Origin of the sequence: Noviherbaspirillum malthae, assembly GCF_015352985.1 — a bacterium.
Lineage (GTDB): Bacteria > Pseudomonadota > Gammaproteobacteria > Burkholderiales > Burkholderiaceae_D > Noviherbaspirillum > Noviherbaspirillum malthae.
Genome location: NZ_JACYXF010000002.1, coordinates 381,243 through 394,960, shown reverse-complemented (window position 1 = coordinate 394,960; position 13,718 = coordinate 381,243). Strand labels below are relative to the sequence as shown.

The window sequence follows — 13,718 nt, the reverse complement described above, 5'->3', positions numbered from 1 at the left end:
CAGGATTCGATCCCGCTCTTTGCTATCGTTGTTCATGGCGGGATCGAGGCTTCCTGAAAAGCTTAGGCCTTGTAATCCGCCTGGAAATGCGCGTAGGTTTCCTTGATGCCCTCTCCGAGACGCATGCCTGGACGCCAGCCGAGCGAAGTGAGCTTTGCCGTGTTCATCAACTTGCGCGGCGTGCCGTCGGGCTTGCTTGTATCAAACTCGATATCACCTTGGAAACCGACTGCCTTTCTTATGATTTCTGCAACTTCACGTATTGTGACGTCCTCGCCGGTACCTACATTGATGTGTGACAACATCGGTGTTGTATGTTGATCATAGGTACTGCGGTCGAGCTGCATCACGTGCACGCAGGCATCAGCCATGTCGTCTACGTAAAGGAACTCGCGGCGCGGCGTGCCGGTGCCCCAGATCGTCACCTTGCTTGCACCGCTGAGCTTGGCTTCGTGGAAGCGGCGGATGAGGGCGGGGATCACATGGCTGTTTTCGGGATGATAGTTGTCGCCCGGTCCGTAGAGGTTGGTCGGCATCACGCTGCGGTAGTCGGTACCGTACTGGCGGTTGTAGCTCTCGCACATCTTGATGCCGGCGATCTTTGCGATGGCATACGGCTCGTTGGTCGGTTCCAGCGCGCCGTTCATCAGGTATTCCTCGCGTATCGGCTGCTCCGCCAGGCGCGGATAGATGCAGGAGGATCCGAGGAACAGCAGCTTCGTGACGCCGGCGCGGTAGGCTTCGTTGATGACGTTCGACTGCACCATCAGGTTGTCATAGATGAACTCGGCCGGATAGGTGTTGTTGGCGTGGATGCCGCCGACCTTGGCGGCCGCGAGATACACCTCATCGATCTGGTTTTCCTCGAAGAACCTGCGTACGGCCTGCTGGTCGGTGAGTTCGAGTTCTGCGTGCGTGCGGGTGATGACGTTCGCGTAATCGCGTTTGCGCAGGGCGCGCACAATGGCGGAACCGACGAGGCCCCGGTGTCCGGCGACATAGATACGTTTTTGTAGATTGCTTTTCATGTGCTTCCTCTTGTTGGCTGTTCGCGATCGCTTGCCGGAGTAATCAATGAATGACGCAACCGGCCTTGCGTGCATTCATAAATTCATACGTTGTAGATGTGGGAAACGTGGTCGTGCTGCTGGAAAAAGTGATCCTTTCCGGCGGCTTCCAGGTCGGCCTTGACCATCTCCCTGACCAGTTCCTCGAAGCCGACGGTCGGCTTCCACCCAAGCTTCTCCCTTGCCTTGGCGGCATCGCCGAACATGCATTCCACTTCCGTCGGTCGGAAGTAGCGCTCGTCGACGCGGATGACGACCTGGTCCTTCGCCAGGCCGGTGTGCTGGCCGGGATCGGCGACCGCTGCCGTTTCGTCGAGGCCGCTGCCTTCCCAGCGCAGCGTCACACCCAGTTCGGCGGCGGCGGCATTGACGAAGTCGCGCACGCTGTGGCGGATGCCGGTGGCAATGACGAAGTCTTCCGGCTTGTCCTGCTGCAGCATGCGCCATTGCATTTCCACATAGTCTCGGGCGTGGCCCCAGTCGCGTTCCGCGTTCAGGTTGCCGAGGTAGAGGCAGTCCTGGTGGCCAAGGACGATGCGGGCCAGGCCGCGGGTGATCTTGCGGGTGACGAAGGTCTCGCCACGCAGCGGCGATTCGTGATTGAACAGGATGCCGTTGCAGGCATACATGCCATAGGCCTCGCGGTAATTCACCGTAATCCAGTGCGCATACAGCTTGGCGATCGCATAGGGGCTGCGCGGCTGGAAGGGCGTGCTTTCCGTAGCGGCCTGTGCTGCCTCGCCGTACATTTCCGAGGTCGAAGCCTGATAGAAACGTGTCTTCTTTTCGAGGCCGAGGCGGCGCAGGGTTTCAAGAATGCGCAGCGGACCAAGGGCATCCGAATTCGCGGTGTACTCCGGTTCCTCGAACGAGACGGCAACATGGCTCTGTGCCGCCAGGTTGTAGATCTCGTCGGGCTGCGTTTCCTGGATGATGCGCAGCAGCGACGAGGAGTCGGTCATGTCGCCGTGGTACAGGATGAAGCGGCGCTCATCTTCCTGCGGCCCCTGGTAAAGATGATCGATGCGGTCGGTGTTGAATTTCGAAGTGCGGCGCTTGATGCCGTGAACGATGTAGCCCTTGCTCAGCAGGAGTTCGGCAAGATAGGCCCCGTCCTGGCCGCTCACGCCGGTGATCAGTGCGACCTTGCGCACCTGACCGGGGCGCGATGGCACCAGGTGCTCGGGCAATTGGGGGTTGGTGGTCATGGAGTTGTCCTTCTTTGGTGTCATGGCTATCCCGCTAGTGCAATCGCCTCGTTGGCTTGAGGTGTAACCGCGGCCAGTTGCAGTGCCGGCGCGGGAGGAATGAAAGGAAGAGTGGTCGGTGCCGCGTCGGCCGCTTGGACGGCATCAGTGAAAATGAAACGCTGGCTCGCACCGGCAGGCAATTGGCTGGAGATGATTGCCTGCAAGTTCGACTCCTTCTTCTCAACGACGAAAATCATGTCGTCGACGGATGCCGCAAGTGCTTCTTCGATGCCGTGACGAAGCAGAGGCTTGTCGACAATCGACAGCAGATTTGCCGAGCCGGCGGTGCGCAGAGCCGGGGCTCCGGGGCCGGTCAGGGAAAACACTGCCTTGTTGATCTTTGTTTGCATGTCTTGCTTCTCAAAAATGGCGTTGTGTTACTGCATGCTCCTGCGTTGGTCGCGCCGCCGGATCGATGTCGGCCGGATCGGTATCCGTGCGGGACGCAACTGCTGTGATGCAAACCATTCGCTGACAACGGGATGCAGCATCATCAGCATCCCTACGCAGGTCAGTACTGCCAGCATGTCGAATTTCCAGCCAAGAAGATTTGCGCTGTGATAAGGCAGCATCAACTGCGTTGCTTCTTCGACACCTCTCATGACGCCGGCCAAACTTAGCGTGATGAGTGCGCGGGCGGCGGAGCTGCCGGATAGGCCTGCGTATATCAGGATGCTGAGCGTGGCGTATGCGGAAAAGCGCAGCAGCTTCTCTCCGGTGAAAGAGGAAAGCGCTGCCAGCAAGTTCGGCATCGCATCAAGAATGAGCAGCAGACCGAACAGCAACGCCGCCGTGACCAGACACCGCTGCCGGGCGGAGACCTTCATGGAGCTTTGAGTTGGATATCTGCTGCCCGTGACAGGAATGTGTTTGCGCATGAGCACCTTTCTGTTGCTTGTGTATCGCCGGTAGGGCGTGGTCCTGGGCTTATGCCTTGCCTATGCATTGCCTGTCGCGGTATTCGGCTTCGTTCGGCTTCGTTTGCCGGAGCGGTTGCAAAGTCCCGCCTTGGCTGCACGAAGAGAGTGCAGCCAACGGAGTGGATGCGGGCCTTGCGTTCGCGTCAGTAAGCGTTCTTTCCGGTCCAGCCCTTGAATGCGGTCCAGATGATGATGCGGACATCCATCCACAGCGACCAGTGCTGGATGTAGTGAAGGTCGTACTCAACGCGCCGCGCCATCTTGTCGACGGTATCGGTTTCACCGCGATGCCCATGGATCTGCGCCCACCCGGTGATGCCGGGTTTGACGCGGTGCCGCAGCATGTAGGTTTCGAGAAGATCCTTGTACATCTCGTTATGCTGCAGGGCATGGGGCCGCGGACCGACGACCGACATGTCTCCCAGCAGCACATTGATGAACTGCGGCAGTTCGTCGAGGCTGGTGCGGCGCAGGAAAGCCCCGATCGGCGTGATGCGCGGATCGTTCTTGGTGGCTTGCGTCACGACCTGATGTTCCTGATGGACTTTCATCGACCGGAACTTGTACACGTTGAACGGCTTTCCATTCAGGCCAAGCCGCGGCTGCCTGAACAGGATGGGGCCTGGCGAGCTGCGCTTGATCATGATCGCGATGGCGATGAACAGAGGCAGGAGGAGCACCAGCGCAACCAGTGCAAACGTCCTGTCGAAGATATCCTTGACGATGCCGTTGACGCCGCTGGAGATGGGCTGGTTGAGATCCACCACAGGCAGGCCGAGGAAGTTGCCCATCCTGTTGCCCAGCATCTGCAGGCCGAGGATATCGGGTACCCAGCGGATGTCGACCAGGGTGTTGCGCAGCTGGTACTGCAGCTCCTGCAACCGCGGCGATGCCATCAGCGGCAGCGTGATCCAGATCTCGTGAATATGATTGGCGACGACGAAGTCGTGAATTTCCTGGGTGCTGTGAATGCGTGTCACGTTCGGATCGACGAGCTTGTCCGCATCTTCCGGATCGGCGCAGACCGCCTTGACGTCGTAACCAGTCCAGTCCTGCTGCAGCGCGCGCTTGTGCATTTCGCGCCCCGTGCTGCCATAGCCGACGATCACCACGCGCTTGTTGTTGAGCCCCTTGGCGCGCATGTAGCGCAATACATAATAAACACCGAAGCGGAACAGGACGAGGGCGGTCACGCCGACGGCGTACCAGTAGAACATCCACAGGCGCGACAGGTTGCCTACATGATGTACCAGGAAGCTGAAGAACAAGCCGATCAGCAGCACCACGCCCCATGCGGCGCCGAGGCGAACGAACATGTCGGGAAGGGAGCGGCCGCGCCAGGATACATACAGTTCGAACTGGGGAAAGAGCAGGAAGGCCAGAGCGCTGCAGAAATGCAGCATCACGGTGTGAATCGGCGGAGTGTCCGCCAGCGGTATATGAAAGTGCAGCAGCGCGGCAACGGCTCCGGCGAGTTCGAGGACCAGGATGTCCATCAACCGCATGGAAAATTCCAGCCGGGAAGAATTCGTGATGATCAGGTCTCGCATGGCTTGTCTGTCAAAGGTTCATTGGTTGCAAGTAGCTCAAAGCATGATTTGGGCCTTGCGCTTAGGCTGGGCAAGTCATGGTCCAAACTTGCTTCGAGGATCTGTCTTCTCGGTTCAAGATCGTTCGAAACTTTCGTTTCTGGGATAGGCATGTATTACCTTTTAAGCAATAGTAATCATTAAAGTCGGGTGCAAGCCGCTAAGTAATCTTTGCTTGCGTGGGCTCAAAGGGACGGTTGCCTACCGTCAAACTTGCTGTTGCGCAGTCTCAAAAACACCACAGTGCTGCTTAAAAATTAAGCATTCTTTCCTGATGGAATAAATCTAATAATCCGTTTGCTGTAGTCACAAACACAGGAGAAAATGCCGTGCGTCACAATTCCTGCAGGACAGGCGAATGCGCTATGATCGCGGCATGACTACTGAATCCACCCAGCAGACAACGGTGTTCGAACACATCGGCGGTGCCGACAAGGTCCGTGAACTCGTTGATCGCTTCTATGACCTGATGGACCTTGAGCCCGAGTTCTCCGTCATCCGCGCATTGCATCCCACTCCTCTTGATGGATCCCGCGACAAGCTGTACTGGTTCCTGTGCGGCTGGCTCGGAGGGCCGGACATGTATATTGAGCGCTTCGGGCATCCTCGGCTGCGTGCGCGCCATCTGCCGTATGCGATCGCATCCGTCGAGCGCGACCAGTGGCTGCGCTGCATGGCGTGGGCAATGCAGGACGTCGGCATCGACGAGGGGTTGCAGGAAAGACTGATGCATTCCTTTTTCCAGACTGCGGACTGGATGCGCAACAAGGCAGGCTGAGCCTGCACAAATAATGCGGGTTTCTTTCCATTCACCCGTCAACGCTCGTTTCAAATTTCCATGACCATGACAGACATCCTGACGGCGGCCCTGCCTGTTGCGCTCGCCGTCATCATCGCGCTTCAACTCATCATCCTGCTGCGCGCACGCGGAGGCGACAGCTCCGCCCGGCTGGAGCAGATGCAGGATGAGATCCAGAAACATCAGCTGCAGACCGGCGAGCGCATCGAAAGGGAGTTGCGCCAGCAGGTGCAGATGACTGCGCAGGGAACGCGGCAGGAATTGGGCGGCAACTTCGCGCAGTTCCAGCAGACGCTGATGACGCAGTTCACCAATGTCGCCCGCCTGCAGAATGCGCAGATGGACGCCTTTGCCCAACAGTTGTCCAAGCTCACCGAAGCCAATACCCAACAGTTGGAATCCATGCGGCAGTCGATTGCGCAGCATGCGCATGCCGCCCGGGAAGAGCAGGCCGGTTCGCTCAAGCGTTTCGGCGATACACTGGGGCAGGGGCTGGCGCAGCTGACCGAGTCCAATGCGCAGCGCATGGCGGAAGTGCGCGGCACTCTCGAAGCCCGCATCCGTGATCTGCAGACCGACAACGGCACGCGCCTTGAAGAGATGCGCAGAACCGTCGACGAAAAGCTGCATGCGACGCTGGAACAGCGCCTCGGCGAATCGTTCAAGCTGGTCTCCGACCGCCTTGAGAAAGTGCATCAGGGCTTGGGAGAAATGCAGCAGCTCGCCATCGGCGTCGGCGATCTCAAGCGGGTGCTGACCAACGTGAAGACGCGCGGCACCTGGGGAGAAGTGCAGCTGGAGATGCTCCTGGAGCAGGTGCTGACGCCCGATCAGTATGCGAAGAATGTGGAGACCGTTCCCGGCAGCGGCGAACGGGTGGAGTTTGCGATCCGCCTGCCGGGACAGGACGACGGCGCGCGCCCGGTCTGGATGCCGATCGATGCCAAGTTTCCCAAGGAACAGTACGAGCGTCTTGCCCATGCGGCGGAGCTTGCCGATGCGGAAGGCGTGGCGGCGGCCGGACGTGAACTGGAGCGTGCCGTGCGCATCGAGGCGAAAACCATTGCCGACAAATATCTGTCGCCGCCGCTCACCACCGATTTCGCCATCATGTTCCTTCCGACCGAAGGCTTGTATGCCGAAGTCATCCGCCGGCCGGGTCTTGCCGATGAATTGCAGCGCGTTTGCCGGATCAGTATTGCCGGCCCGTCGACGCTCTCCGCATTGCTCAACAGCCTGCAGATGGGTTTCCGTACGCTGGCGCTGGAAAAGCGTTCATCGGAGGTCTGGCAGGTGCTCGGTGCGGTCAAGACCGAGTTCGGCAAGTTCGGCGATGTGCTGGCCGCGACCAAGACCAGCCTGGAGCGCGCCGCCAAGAATATCGAGCAGGCCGAAACCCGTACCCGCCAGATGACGCGCAAGCTGAAGTCGGTGGAGGCCCTGCCCAGCGAAACGGCCCAGCTGCTGCTGCGCACCGAGGCGCCTGATCCGGTCGAGGAGTAGCACCGCAGCGGTGCTTGCTGCGCAAACCACGCAAACCACGCAAACCACGCAAACCACGCAAACCACGCAAACCACGCAAACCACGCAAACCACGCAAACCATCCGAATGCCCGGCCGAATCGCCGGGCATTTTTGTTGAAATGTGAAGCGAGATTGTCGAGCGGCCTCGAAATTGTCGACTTGCACGGCAAGCTGCACGCCGCCGCGAACTGCAACCGACAAGGCCAGTCTGTAATTTATGATAACTTCGTCGCAGCGACGAACGAATTGTCTGCGAGCATCACTTTTACCGACTTGACACTTGCCATCCACTCCACCCTATGGAAATTGCGATACTGCTGGGCCTGATCATTCTCAACGGCGTCTTTGCCATGTCCGAAATTGCGCTCGTCACCGCGCGCCGGGCGCGGCTTCAGCGCCTGGCCGAGGCCGGGGATGCCTCGGCATCGGCTGCGATGCAGCTCGGGGACGATCCGAACCGTTTTTTGTCCACGGTACAGATCGGCATCACATCGATCGGCGTGCTCAATGGTATCGTCGGTGAATCGACTTTGGCCAAGCCCTTCAGCGAATGGCTGGGCGGCATGGGTGTGCAGGCGCCGGTCAACCAGTATGTGGCGACCGGACTGGTGGTCGTCAGCATTACGTATTTTTCCATCGTGCTCGGGGAGCTGGTGCCGAAACGGCTCGGACAGATGAGTCCCGAAGCCATTGCCCGCCTGGTGGCGCGCCCCATGCTCCTGCTGGCCGCCGTGACCAAGCCTTTCGTCAAGCTCCTCTCCGGCTCGACGCAGCTGGTGCTGCGCACCGTCGGCGTCCGGGAAAGCACGGAACCCAGCGTGACCCAGGAAGAAATCAACCTGATGCTGGCGGAGGGATCGAGCGCAGGCGTCATCGAGCATCACGAACACCAGATGGTGCGCAACGTGTTCCGCCTCGACGACCGGCAAATCGCCTCGCTGATGGTGCCGCGCAGCGACATCGTGTATTTCGATGTCAACGATACCCTGGAAGAAAATCTGCGGCGTTTCGAAAGCAGCGACCATTCGCGCTTTCCGGTTTTGCGCGGCGGCTGGTCCGAAGTCGTCGGCGTGGCCAATGCCCGCCAGCTGCTGGCGCAGACACTGCGCGGGGAAAAACCGACATTGCAGAACAATCTCCAGCCCGCGGTGTTCGTGCCCGAATCGCTGACAGGCATGGAGCTTCTGGAAAACTTCAAGAACTCCGGCGTGCAGCTTGCCTTCGTGATCGACGAGTACGGCGAGGTACAGGGCATCGTGACCTTGCAGGATGTCATGGAAGCCATCACCGGCGAATTCAAGACTCACCGTGCCGAAGATGCCTGGGCTGTGCAGCGTGACGATGGTTCCTGGCTGCTCGACGGCCTGATCCCCGTTCCTGAACTCAAGGACAGGCTCGGCCTGAAAGTCGTACCGGAGGAAGAACGGGGACGCTACAACACCCTGAGCGGCATGGTCATGCTCTTGCTCGGCCGCCTGCCCCAGACTGGCGACCGCTGCGAATGGGAAAGCTGGACATTCGAGATCGTGGACTTGGACGGCAAACGCATCGACAAGGTGCTTGCAATGCCGACCCCGGCGCCGGAAGAGGCGCAGCAGGACGCCACGCCAGCGATGTAACGCCTGTAGGCATGAAAACTCGGTACGGCTTGCCTGGAGTGCTTGACCTGACGCTGAAGCCGCCGATGTTTCCCAAAACATAATTATCTTCGGGTGTCAAGAAACACGATTGCTATCGTGTTCGGGAAACCACTGCTAGAGGAATGATTGCGTCATAATCTGCGGCGCAGCGATCATTTGTCATCCTCACCACGAAGGATCCCATGGTACATCGCATTTCCAACCCGATGTCGGGCGGATCACGCCAGCCGAGCCGCCACAAGATCGTCTCCGCCGCCGAGGCGGTACGCCTGATCCATGACGGCGATACCATCGCGACCGGGGGCTTCGTCGGCATCGGCTTCGCCGAGAACATCGCGGTCGCGCTGGAGCAGCGTTTCCTTGAAAGCCGCGATGAAGCCACCGCCATCGGATCGCCGCGCGACCTTACGCTCGTCTATGCGGCGGGGCAGGGCGATGGCAAGGAACGCGGGCTCAACCATCTCGGTCATGAAGGGCTGCTCAAGCGGGTCATCGGCGGGCACTGGGGACTGGTGCCCAAGCTGCAGCAGCTTGCCATCGGCAACCGCATCGAAGCCTACAACCTGCCGCAGGGGGTCATCACCCACCTGTTCCGCGATATCGCGGCCGGCAAGCCCGGCCTGCTGTCGACGGTCGGACTCGGTACCTTCGTCGATCCGCGCCACGGCGGCGGCAAGATCAACGAGTCCACCACGGAAGACCTGGTGGAGCTGCTGACGCTGGGCGGCAAGGAATACCTGTTCTACAAGGCCATGCCCATCAATGTCGGCATCATCCGCGGCACGACGGCCGATCCCGACGGCAACATCACGATGGAGAAGGAGGCGCTGACGCTGGAAGCGCTGGCCATCGCCATGGCCGCCCACAATTCAGGCGGCATCGTCATTGCCCAGGTCGAGCGCATCGCCGAGAGCGCTTCCCTCAATCCGCGGCAGGTGAAGATTCCCGGTATCCTGGTCGACTGCGTGGTGGTCGCGGAAAAGGCGGAGTACCAGATGCAGACCTTCGTCGAGCCCTACAGCCCGGCGTTCGCAGGCGAGATCCGGGTGCCGATGTCTTCCATCCGCGCCATGGACATGAGCGAGCGCAAGATCATCGCGCGCCGGGCGCTGCTGGAAATCAGGCCGAACGACGTGGTCAATCTCGGCATCGGCATGCCCGAAGGCGTGGCCAGCGTCGCCGCCGAGGAAAAGGTGCTGGACCTGGTCACGCTCACCGCCGAACCCGGCGTCATCGGAGGCATACCTGCGGGCGGGCTGAATTTCGGCGCCGCGACCAATGCGGAAGCCATCATCGACCAGCCTTACCAGTTCGATTTCTATGACGGCGGCGGACTCGATGTCGCCTTCCTCGGCCTGGCGCAGGCAGACCGGCGCGGCAATCTCAATGTCAGCAAGTTCGGCCCGCGCCTGGCCGGCGCAGGCGGCTTCATCAACATCAGCCAGAATGCGAAGAAGGTGGTGTTTGTCGGCACCTTCACGGCCGGCGGACTTGACGTTGTAATCGGCGACGGCCGCCTGAGCATCCGGCGGGAAGGCGCGTCGGCGAAATTCATCGACGAGGTCGAGCACCGAACCTTCAGCGGCGAGTACGCGCTGCAGCGCGGCCAGACCGTGCTTTACATCACCGAGCGCTGCGTATTCCGCCTGGTCGAGGCCGGACTGGAAGTGGTCGAGATCGCGCCCGGCATCGACCTCGAGCGCGACGTGCTGTCGCAGATGCGCTTCCGGCCGGTGGTCAGTCCCGAGCTGAAGCAGATGGATGCCCGCATCTTCCTGCCGGCGCCGATGGGACTGCGCAACGACATTCTCTACCTGCCCCTCGAGCAGCGCCTGACCCATGACCGCAAGCGCAATATCTTCTTCGTGAACTTCGAAGGCTTTGAAGTGCGCAATGTCAGCGATATCGAAGCGATCCGGGTCGCGGTGGCTGCGCTGCTGGAACCGCTGGGCAGGAAGGTGCCTGCCATCGTCAATTACGACAATTTCGCGATCACGCCGGAGCTCCTCGAACCCTATGTCGACATGGTGCAGGATTTGACGGAGCGCTATTACAGCCGCGTCACGCGTTATACCAGCAGTGCGTTCATGCGCAGCTATTTCGGCAGCGCATTCCGGCGGCATCGCGCTGAATCTTCGCTTTATGCGAGCAGCGAAGAGGCGCTGTCCCGGCTGGCGAACGAGCCGTCCTGAAGCAGCGGGATGGAGGCGTTCCCTGAGGGCGCAGTGCGAGGAAGCCGGGCAGGGAGGCGGCGAGGGAAGATAGGCAGCGCTGCTGCCTTGGATCATCCCCCGATATAGGACATTTCCACCTTCTTGACCGGCCGTTGCAGACCTTCGGTATTGGCCGTGCGCAGTTCCGAATAACGGTCGGTCCGAGCTCGCCAGAGGTGCGCGACCGCCGTCGAGATCTCCTCATCGCTGCGGCCGGTGCGCAGCAGCGCGCGCAGGTCATGCCCGCTGGTGGCGAACAGGCAGGTGTACAGCTTGCCTTCCGTCGACAGCCGTGCGCGCGAACAATCATGGCAGAACGCGCGGGTGACGCTGGAAATCAGGCCGATCTCGCCGCCGCCATCCTGGTAGCGCCAGCGCTCGGCGGTTTCGCCCGTGTAGTTCGGCTCGATTTCCTCCAGCGGCATTTCGGCATGGATGCGCCGGACCACTTCGGCCGACGGCACCACTTCGTCCAGCTTCCAGCCGTTGCTCGCGCCCACATCCATGTATTCGATGAAGCGCAGGATGAAAGGCGAACCCTTGAAGTAGCGGGCCATGGGCAGGATTTCCTGGTCGTTCATGCCGCCCTTGACCACCATGTTGATCTTGATCGGCCCCAGGCCAACCTTGTGCGCGGCCTCGATTCCGGCAAGCACGTCGGCGACCGGGAAGTCGACGTCGTTCATGCGGCGGAAGGTCGTCTCGTCGAGCGCGTCGAGTGAAACGGTGACACGCCGCAATCCGGCATCCTTCAATGCCTGGGCCTTGCGCGCCAGCAGCGAGGCGTTGGTCGTCAGGGTCAGGTCGAGCGGTTCGCCGTCGACCGTCCGCAGTTCGCCCAGCATCGCAATCAGCTTTTCGATGTTCTTGCGCAGCAGCGGCTCACCGCCCGTCAGCCGGATCTTGCGGACGCCGTGCGCGACGAAGATCTTCGCGACGCGGGTGATTTCCTCGAAAGACAGCAGAGACGAATGCGGCAGGAAGGCGTAATCCTTGTCGAACACGTCTTTCGGCATGCAATACACGCAGCGGAAATTGCAGCGGTCGGTCACCGAGATGCGCAGGTCCTGGAGCGGGCGCGCAAGCGCATCCGCCAGGAGTCCGTTCGGTGTTTCCAGGGTGGTGGGTATGGCCGGCGCCGCGTTGAGCAGGCGGTGGTCGGCAAGGGGAATGATTCGCTCTGCCATGCTGTCGCTGAAGGGCTCGCGCGTTATTGCGCTAGTGCAGATAAGATACCACGAGCCCGGCCGTCGCACAGGCCCCGATCAGCGGAATGGTGCCGACCTTGAAGCGGAACAGCGCAATCCCCGCCGCCAGGGCGATTGCCATGGCCGCAATATCCCATTCGGCGACCGGATTGCGCCAGCCGAATACATGATCGGCAAAGAACAGGGCAAGGCTGACGATGACGCCTACCACGGCCGCCGAAATGGCGGTCAGCGGCGCGGTCAGTTTCAGGTTGTTGCGGGTCGATTCCACGAGCGGGCCGCCGGCGAGAATGAAAACGAAGGAGGGAAGGAAGGTGAAAAACGTCGCGACGCCTGCACCGGCCGCCGCCGAGGCCAGTTCATGGCCGGCGCCGAATACTTCTTTCGTCCAGCCGCCGATGAAGCCGACGAAGGCAACGATCATGATCAGCGGTCCTGGCGTGGTCTCGCCCAAGGCAAGTCCATCGATCATTTGCGCACCGGTGAGCCAACCGAAGGTGTCGACTGCGCCCTGATAGACATAGGGCAGTACGGCATAGGCGCCGCCGAAAGTCAGCATGGCGGCCTTGGTGAAGAACCAGGCCATCTGCGTCAGGGTGCCCTGAACGCCGAAGCCTGCAGCCAACGCGACGCCGCAAGCCGCTGCAATGGCGATGCTGACGAGGGTAAGCACGGCCAGTTTTGCCCATGAAAAGCGGGCATGCTGCGGCGTCGGGGTGTCGTCGTCGATCAGCGCTGGTCCGTAGGAGGTAATTTTTGAGGAGGCATGACCGCCGCCCGTGCCGAATCGATGAGGCGCCGCAAATCCTCCGACTGCGCCGATCAATGCGGCGGCCAGCACGATGGCAGGAAAAGGGGTATCGAACACGGCAATCGCCAGGAATGCCGCAATGGAAATGGAAACCAGAAGGCCGTTGCGTAGCGTCCTCGTGCCGATCCGCCATGCCGCAGCGAGAACGACCGCAACGATGGCCGGCTTGATGCCATAGAGCACTCCGGCCACCACCGGAACGTTGCCGAAGACGATATAGATCCACGACAGCAGGCAGAGCAGCAGCAGAGAGGGGAGAACGAAGAGCACTCCGGCAAGAATGCCGCCCGCCGTCCTGTGCATCAGCCAGCCGATGTAGATGGCGAGCTGGGTGGCTTCGGGACCGGGCAGCAGCATGCAATAGTTGAGGGCGTGAAGAAAGCGTTGCTCGGAGATCCAGCGCCGCTTCTCGACCAGGTCGGCATGCATGATCGCGATCTGTCCGGCAGGGCCGCCGAAGCTGATGAAACCCAGCTTCAGCCAGTACCAGAAGGCCTCCTTCAGGCTGACATCGGAGGGAAGGGAAGTGAGTCTCTGATGCATGGCTGGCAGATTGATTGTGGTGGTATGGAATTGACTGACAACGCGGATTCGCCGTCCGCCGGGCCGCAATGCTTGTTTTGGGTGTTTTTTGATACAGGTATGAAAAAGGGAGCGCGTGCTCCCTTTTTCATTTGGCCAAACTGCTGCCGGACTG

Annotated in this window: 11 protein-coding genes; 4 read left to right on the top strand and 7 right to left on the bottom strand. The window is 60.6% G+C overall.

All coding sequences use genetic code 11. The annotated features are described in order from the left end of the window. Window positions 1–62: 62 nt before the first annotated feature. The 5 genes from fcl to IGW03_RS05625 all read right to left on the bottom strand — a co-directional run bounded on the left by fcl (window position 63) and on the right by IGW03_RS05625 (window position 4,787). Window positions 63–1,028, bottom strand: coding sequence for a GDP-L-fucose synthase (fcl, locus tag IGW03_RS05645; RefSeq protein ID WP_194721527.1), 966 nt, complete (start codon window positions 1,026–1,028; stop codon window positions 63–65). An 83-nt stretch (window positions 1,029–1,111) separates the two neighbouring features. Further along, entirely contained in the window at window positions 1,112–2,275 is a 1,164-nt protein-coding gene (gene gmd / locus IGW03_RS05640) for a GDP-mannose 4,6-dehydratase (protein ID WP_228535061.1), read from the bottom strand. A 26-nt stretch (window positions 2,276–2,301) separates the two neighbouring features. Then, on the bottom strand, window positions 2,302–2,667 hold the full coding sequence (locus tag IGW03_RS05635; protein ID WP_194721526.1) for a hypothetical protein: 366 nt from the start codon (window positions 2,665–2,667) through the stop codon (window positions 2,302–2,304). Window positions 2,668–2,694: 27 nt separating this feature from the next. After that, window positions 2,695–3,195 (bottom strand): hypothetical protein, encoded by a 501-nt coding sequence (locus IGW03_RS05630; protein WP_194721525.1) that lies wholly within the window; start codon window positions 3,193–3,195, stop codon window positions 2,695–2,697. Window positions 3,196–3,380: 185 nt separating this feature from the next. Continuing rightward, window positions 3,381–4,787 carry an undecaprenyl-phosphate glucose phosphotransferase gene (locus tag IGW03_RS05625; RefSeq protein WP_194721524.1) on the bottom strand — a complete coding sequence of 469 codons (1,407 nt, stop codon included), beginning with the start codon at window positions 4,785–4,787 and terminating at the stop codon, window positions 3,381–3,383. 415 nt (window positions 4,788–5,202) lie between these two features. Here IGW03_RS05625 and IGW03_RS05620 point away from each other — a divergent pair, with 415 nt between their 5' ends. The 4 genes from IGW03_RS05620 (at window position 5,203) to IGW03_RS05605 (ending at window position 10,981) form a co-directional block, all read left to right on the top strand. Beyond that, window positions 5,203–5,604 (top strand): group II truncated hemoglobin, encoded by a 402-nt coding sequence (locus IGW03_RS05620; protein WP_194721523.1) that lies wholly within the window; start codon window positions 5,203–5,205, stop codon window positions 5,602–5,604. 60 nt (window positions 5,605–5,664) lie between these two features. Continuing rightward, window positions 5,665–7,128 (top strand): DNA recombination protein RmuC, encoded by a 1,464-nt coding sequence (locus IGW03_RS05615; RefSeq protein ID WP_194721522.1) that lies wholly within the window; start codon window positions 5,665–5,667, stop codon window positions 7,126–7,128. Window positions 7,129–7,448: 320 nt separating this feature from the next. Beyond that, window positions 7,449–8,768, top strand: a complete 1,320-nt coding sequence (locus IGW03_RS05610; RefSeq protein WP_194721521.1) for a hemolysin family protein — start codon at window positions 7,449–7,451, stop codon at window positions 8,766–8,768. Between the two features lie 203 nt (window positions 8,769–8,971). After that, a complete protein-coding gene (locus IGW03_RS05605; protein WP_228535059.1) occupies window positions 8,972–10,981 on the top strand; it encodes an acyl CoA:acetate/3-ketoacid CoA transferase in 2,010 nt (669 codons plus the stop codon). A 92-nt stretch (window positions 10,982–11,073) separates the two neighbouring features. On the opposite strand, the gene moaA is transcribed toward IGW03_RS05605, so the two are convergent. Both moaA and chrA read right to left on the bottom strand, forming a co-directional pair. Beyond that, the gene (gene moaA / locus IGW03_RS05600) at window positions 11,074–12,189 is read right to left on the bottom strand and encodes a GTP 3',8-cyclase MoaA (protein ID WP_194721520.1); all 1,116 of its coding nucleotides are present in this window, start codon (window positions 12,187–12,189) and stop codon (window positions 11,074–11,076) included. A gap of 31 nt (window positions 12,190–12,220) precedes the next feature. Beyond that, the gene (gene chrA / locus IGW03_RS05595; protein WP_194721519.1) at window positions 12,221–13,564 is read right to left on the bottom strand and encodes a chromate efflux transporter; all 1,344 of its coding nucleotides are present in this window, start codon (window positions 13,562–13,564) and stop codon (window positions 12,221–12,223) included. Window positions 13,565–13,718: the final 154 nt, after the last annotated feature.

What these genes read in the sequence shown, in the direction of transcription:
- IGW03_RS05615 (WP_194721522.1), top strand. Translation starts at nt 5,665, where the DNA reads ATGACCATGACAGACATCCTGACGGCGGCCCTGCCTGTTGCGCTCGCC.
- IGW03_RS05625 (WP_194721524.1), bottom strand. Translation starts at nt 4,787, where the DNA reads ATGCGAGACCTGATCATCACGAATTCTTCCCGGCTGGAATTTTCCATG.
- IGW03_RS05630 (WP_194721525.1), bottom strand. Translation starts at nt 3,195, where the DNA reads ATGCGCAAACACATTCCTGTCACGGGCAGCAGATATCCAACTCAAAGC.
- IGW03_RS05620 (WP_194721523.1), top strand. Translation starts at nt 5,203, where the DNA reads ATGACTACTGAATCCACCCAGCAGACAACGGTGTTCGAACACATCGGC.
- IGW03_RS05635 (WP_194721526.1), bottom strand. Translation starts at nt 2,667, where the DNA reads ATGCAAACAAAGATCAACAAGGCAGTGTTTTCCCTGACCGGCCCCGGA.
- moaA (WP_194721520.1), bottom strand. Translation starts at nt 12,189, where the DNA reads ATGGCAGAGCGAATCATTCCCCTTGCCGACCACCGCCTGCTCAACGCG.
- IGW03_RS05605 (WP_228535059.1), top strand. Translation starts at nt 8,972, where the DNA reads ATGGTACATCGCATTTCCAACCCGATGTCGGGCGGATCACGCCAGCCG.
- chrA (WP_194721519.1), bottom strand. Translation starts at nt 13,564, where the DNA reads ATGCATCAGAGACTCACTTCCCTTCCCTCCGATGTCAGCCTGAAGGAG.
- gmd (WP_228535061.1), bottom strand. Translation starts at nt 2,275, where the DNA reads ATGACCACCAACCCCCAATTGCCCGAGCACCTGGTGCCATCGCGCCCC.
- fcl (WP_194721527.1), bottom strand. Translation starts at nt 1,028, where the DNA reads ATGAAAAGCAATCTACAAAAACGTATCTATGTCGCCGGACACCGGGGC.
- IGW03_RS05610 (WP_194721521.1), top strand. Translation starts at nt 7,449, where the DNA reads ATGGAAATTGCGATACTGCTGGGCCTGATCATTCTCAACGGCGTCTTT.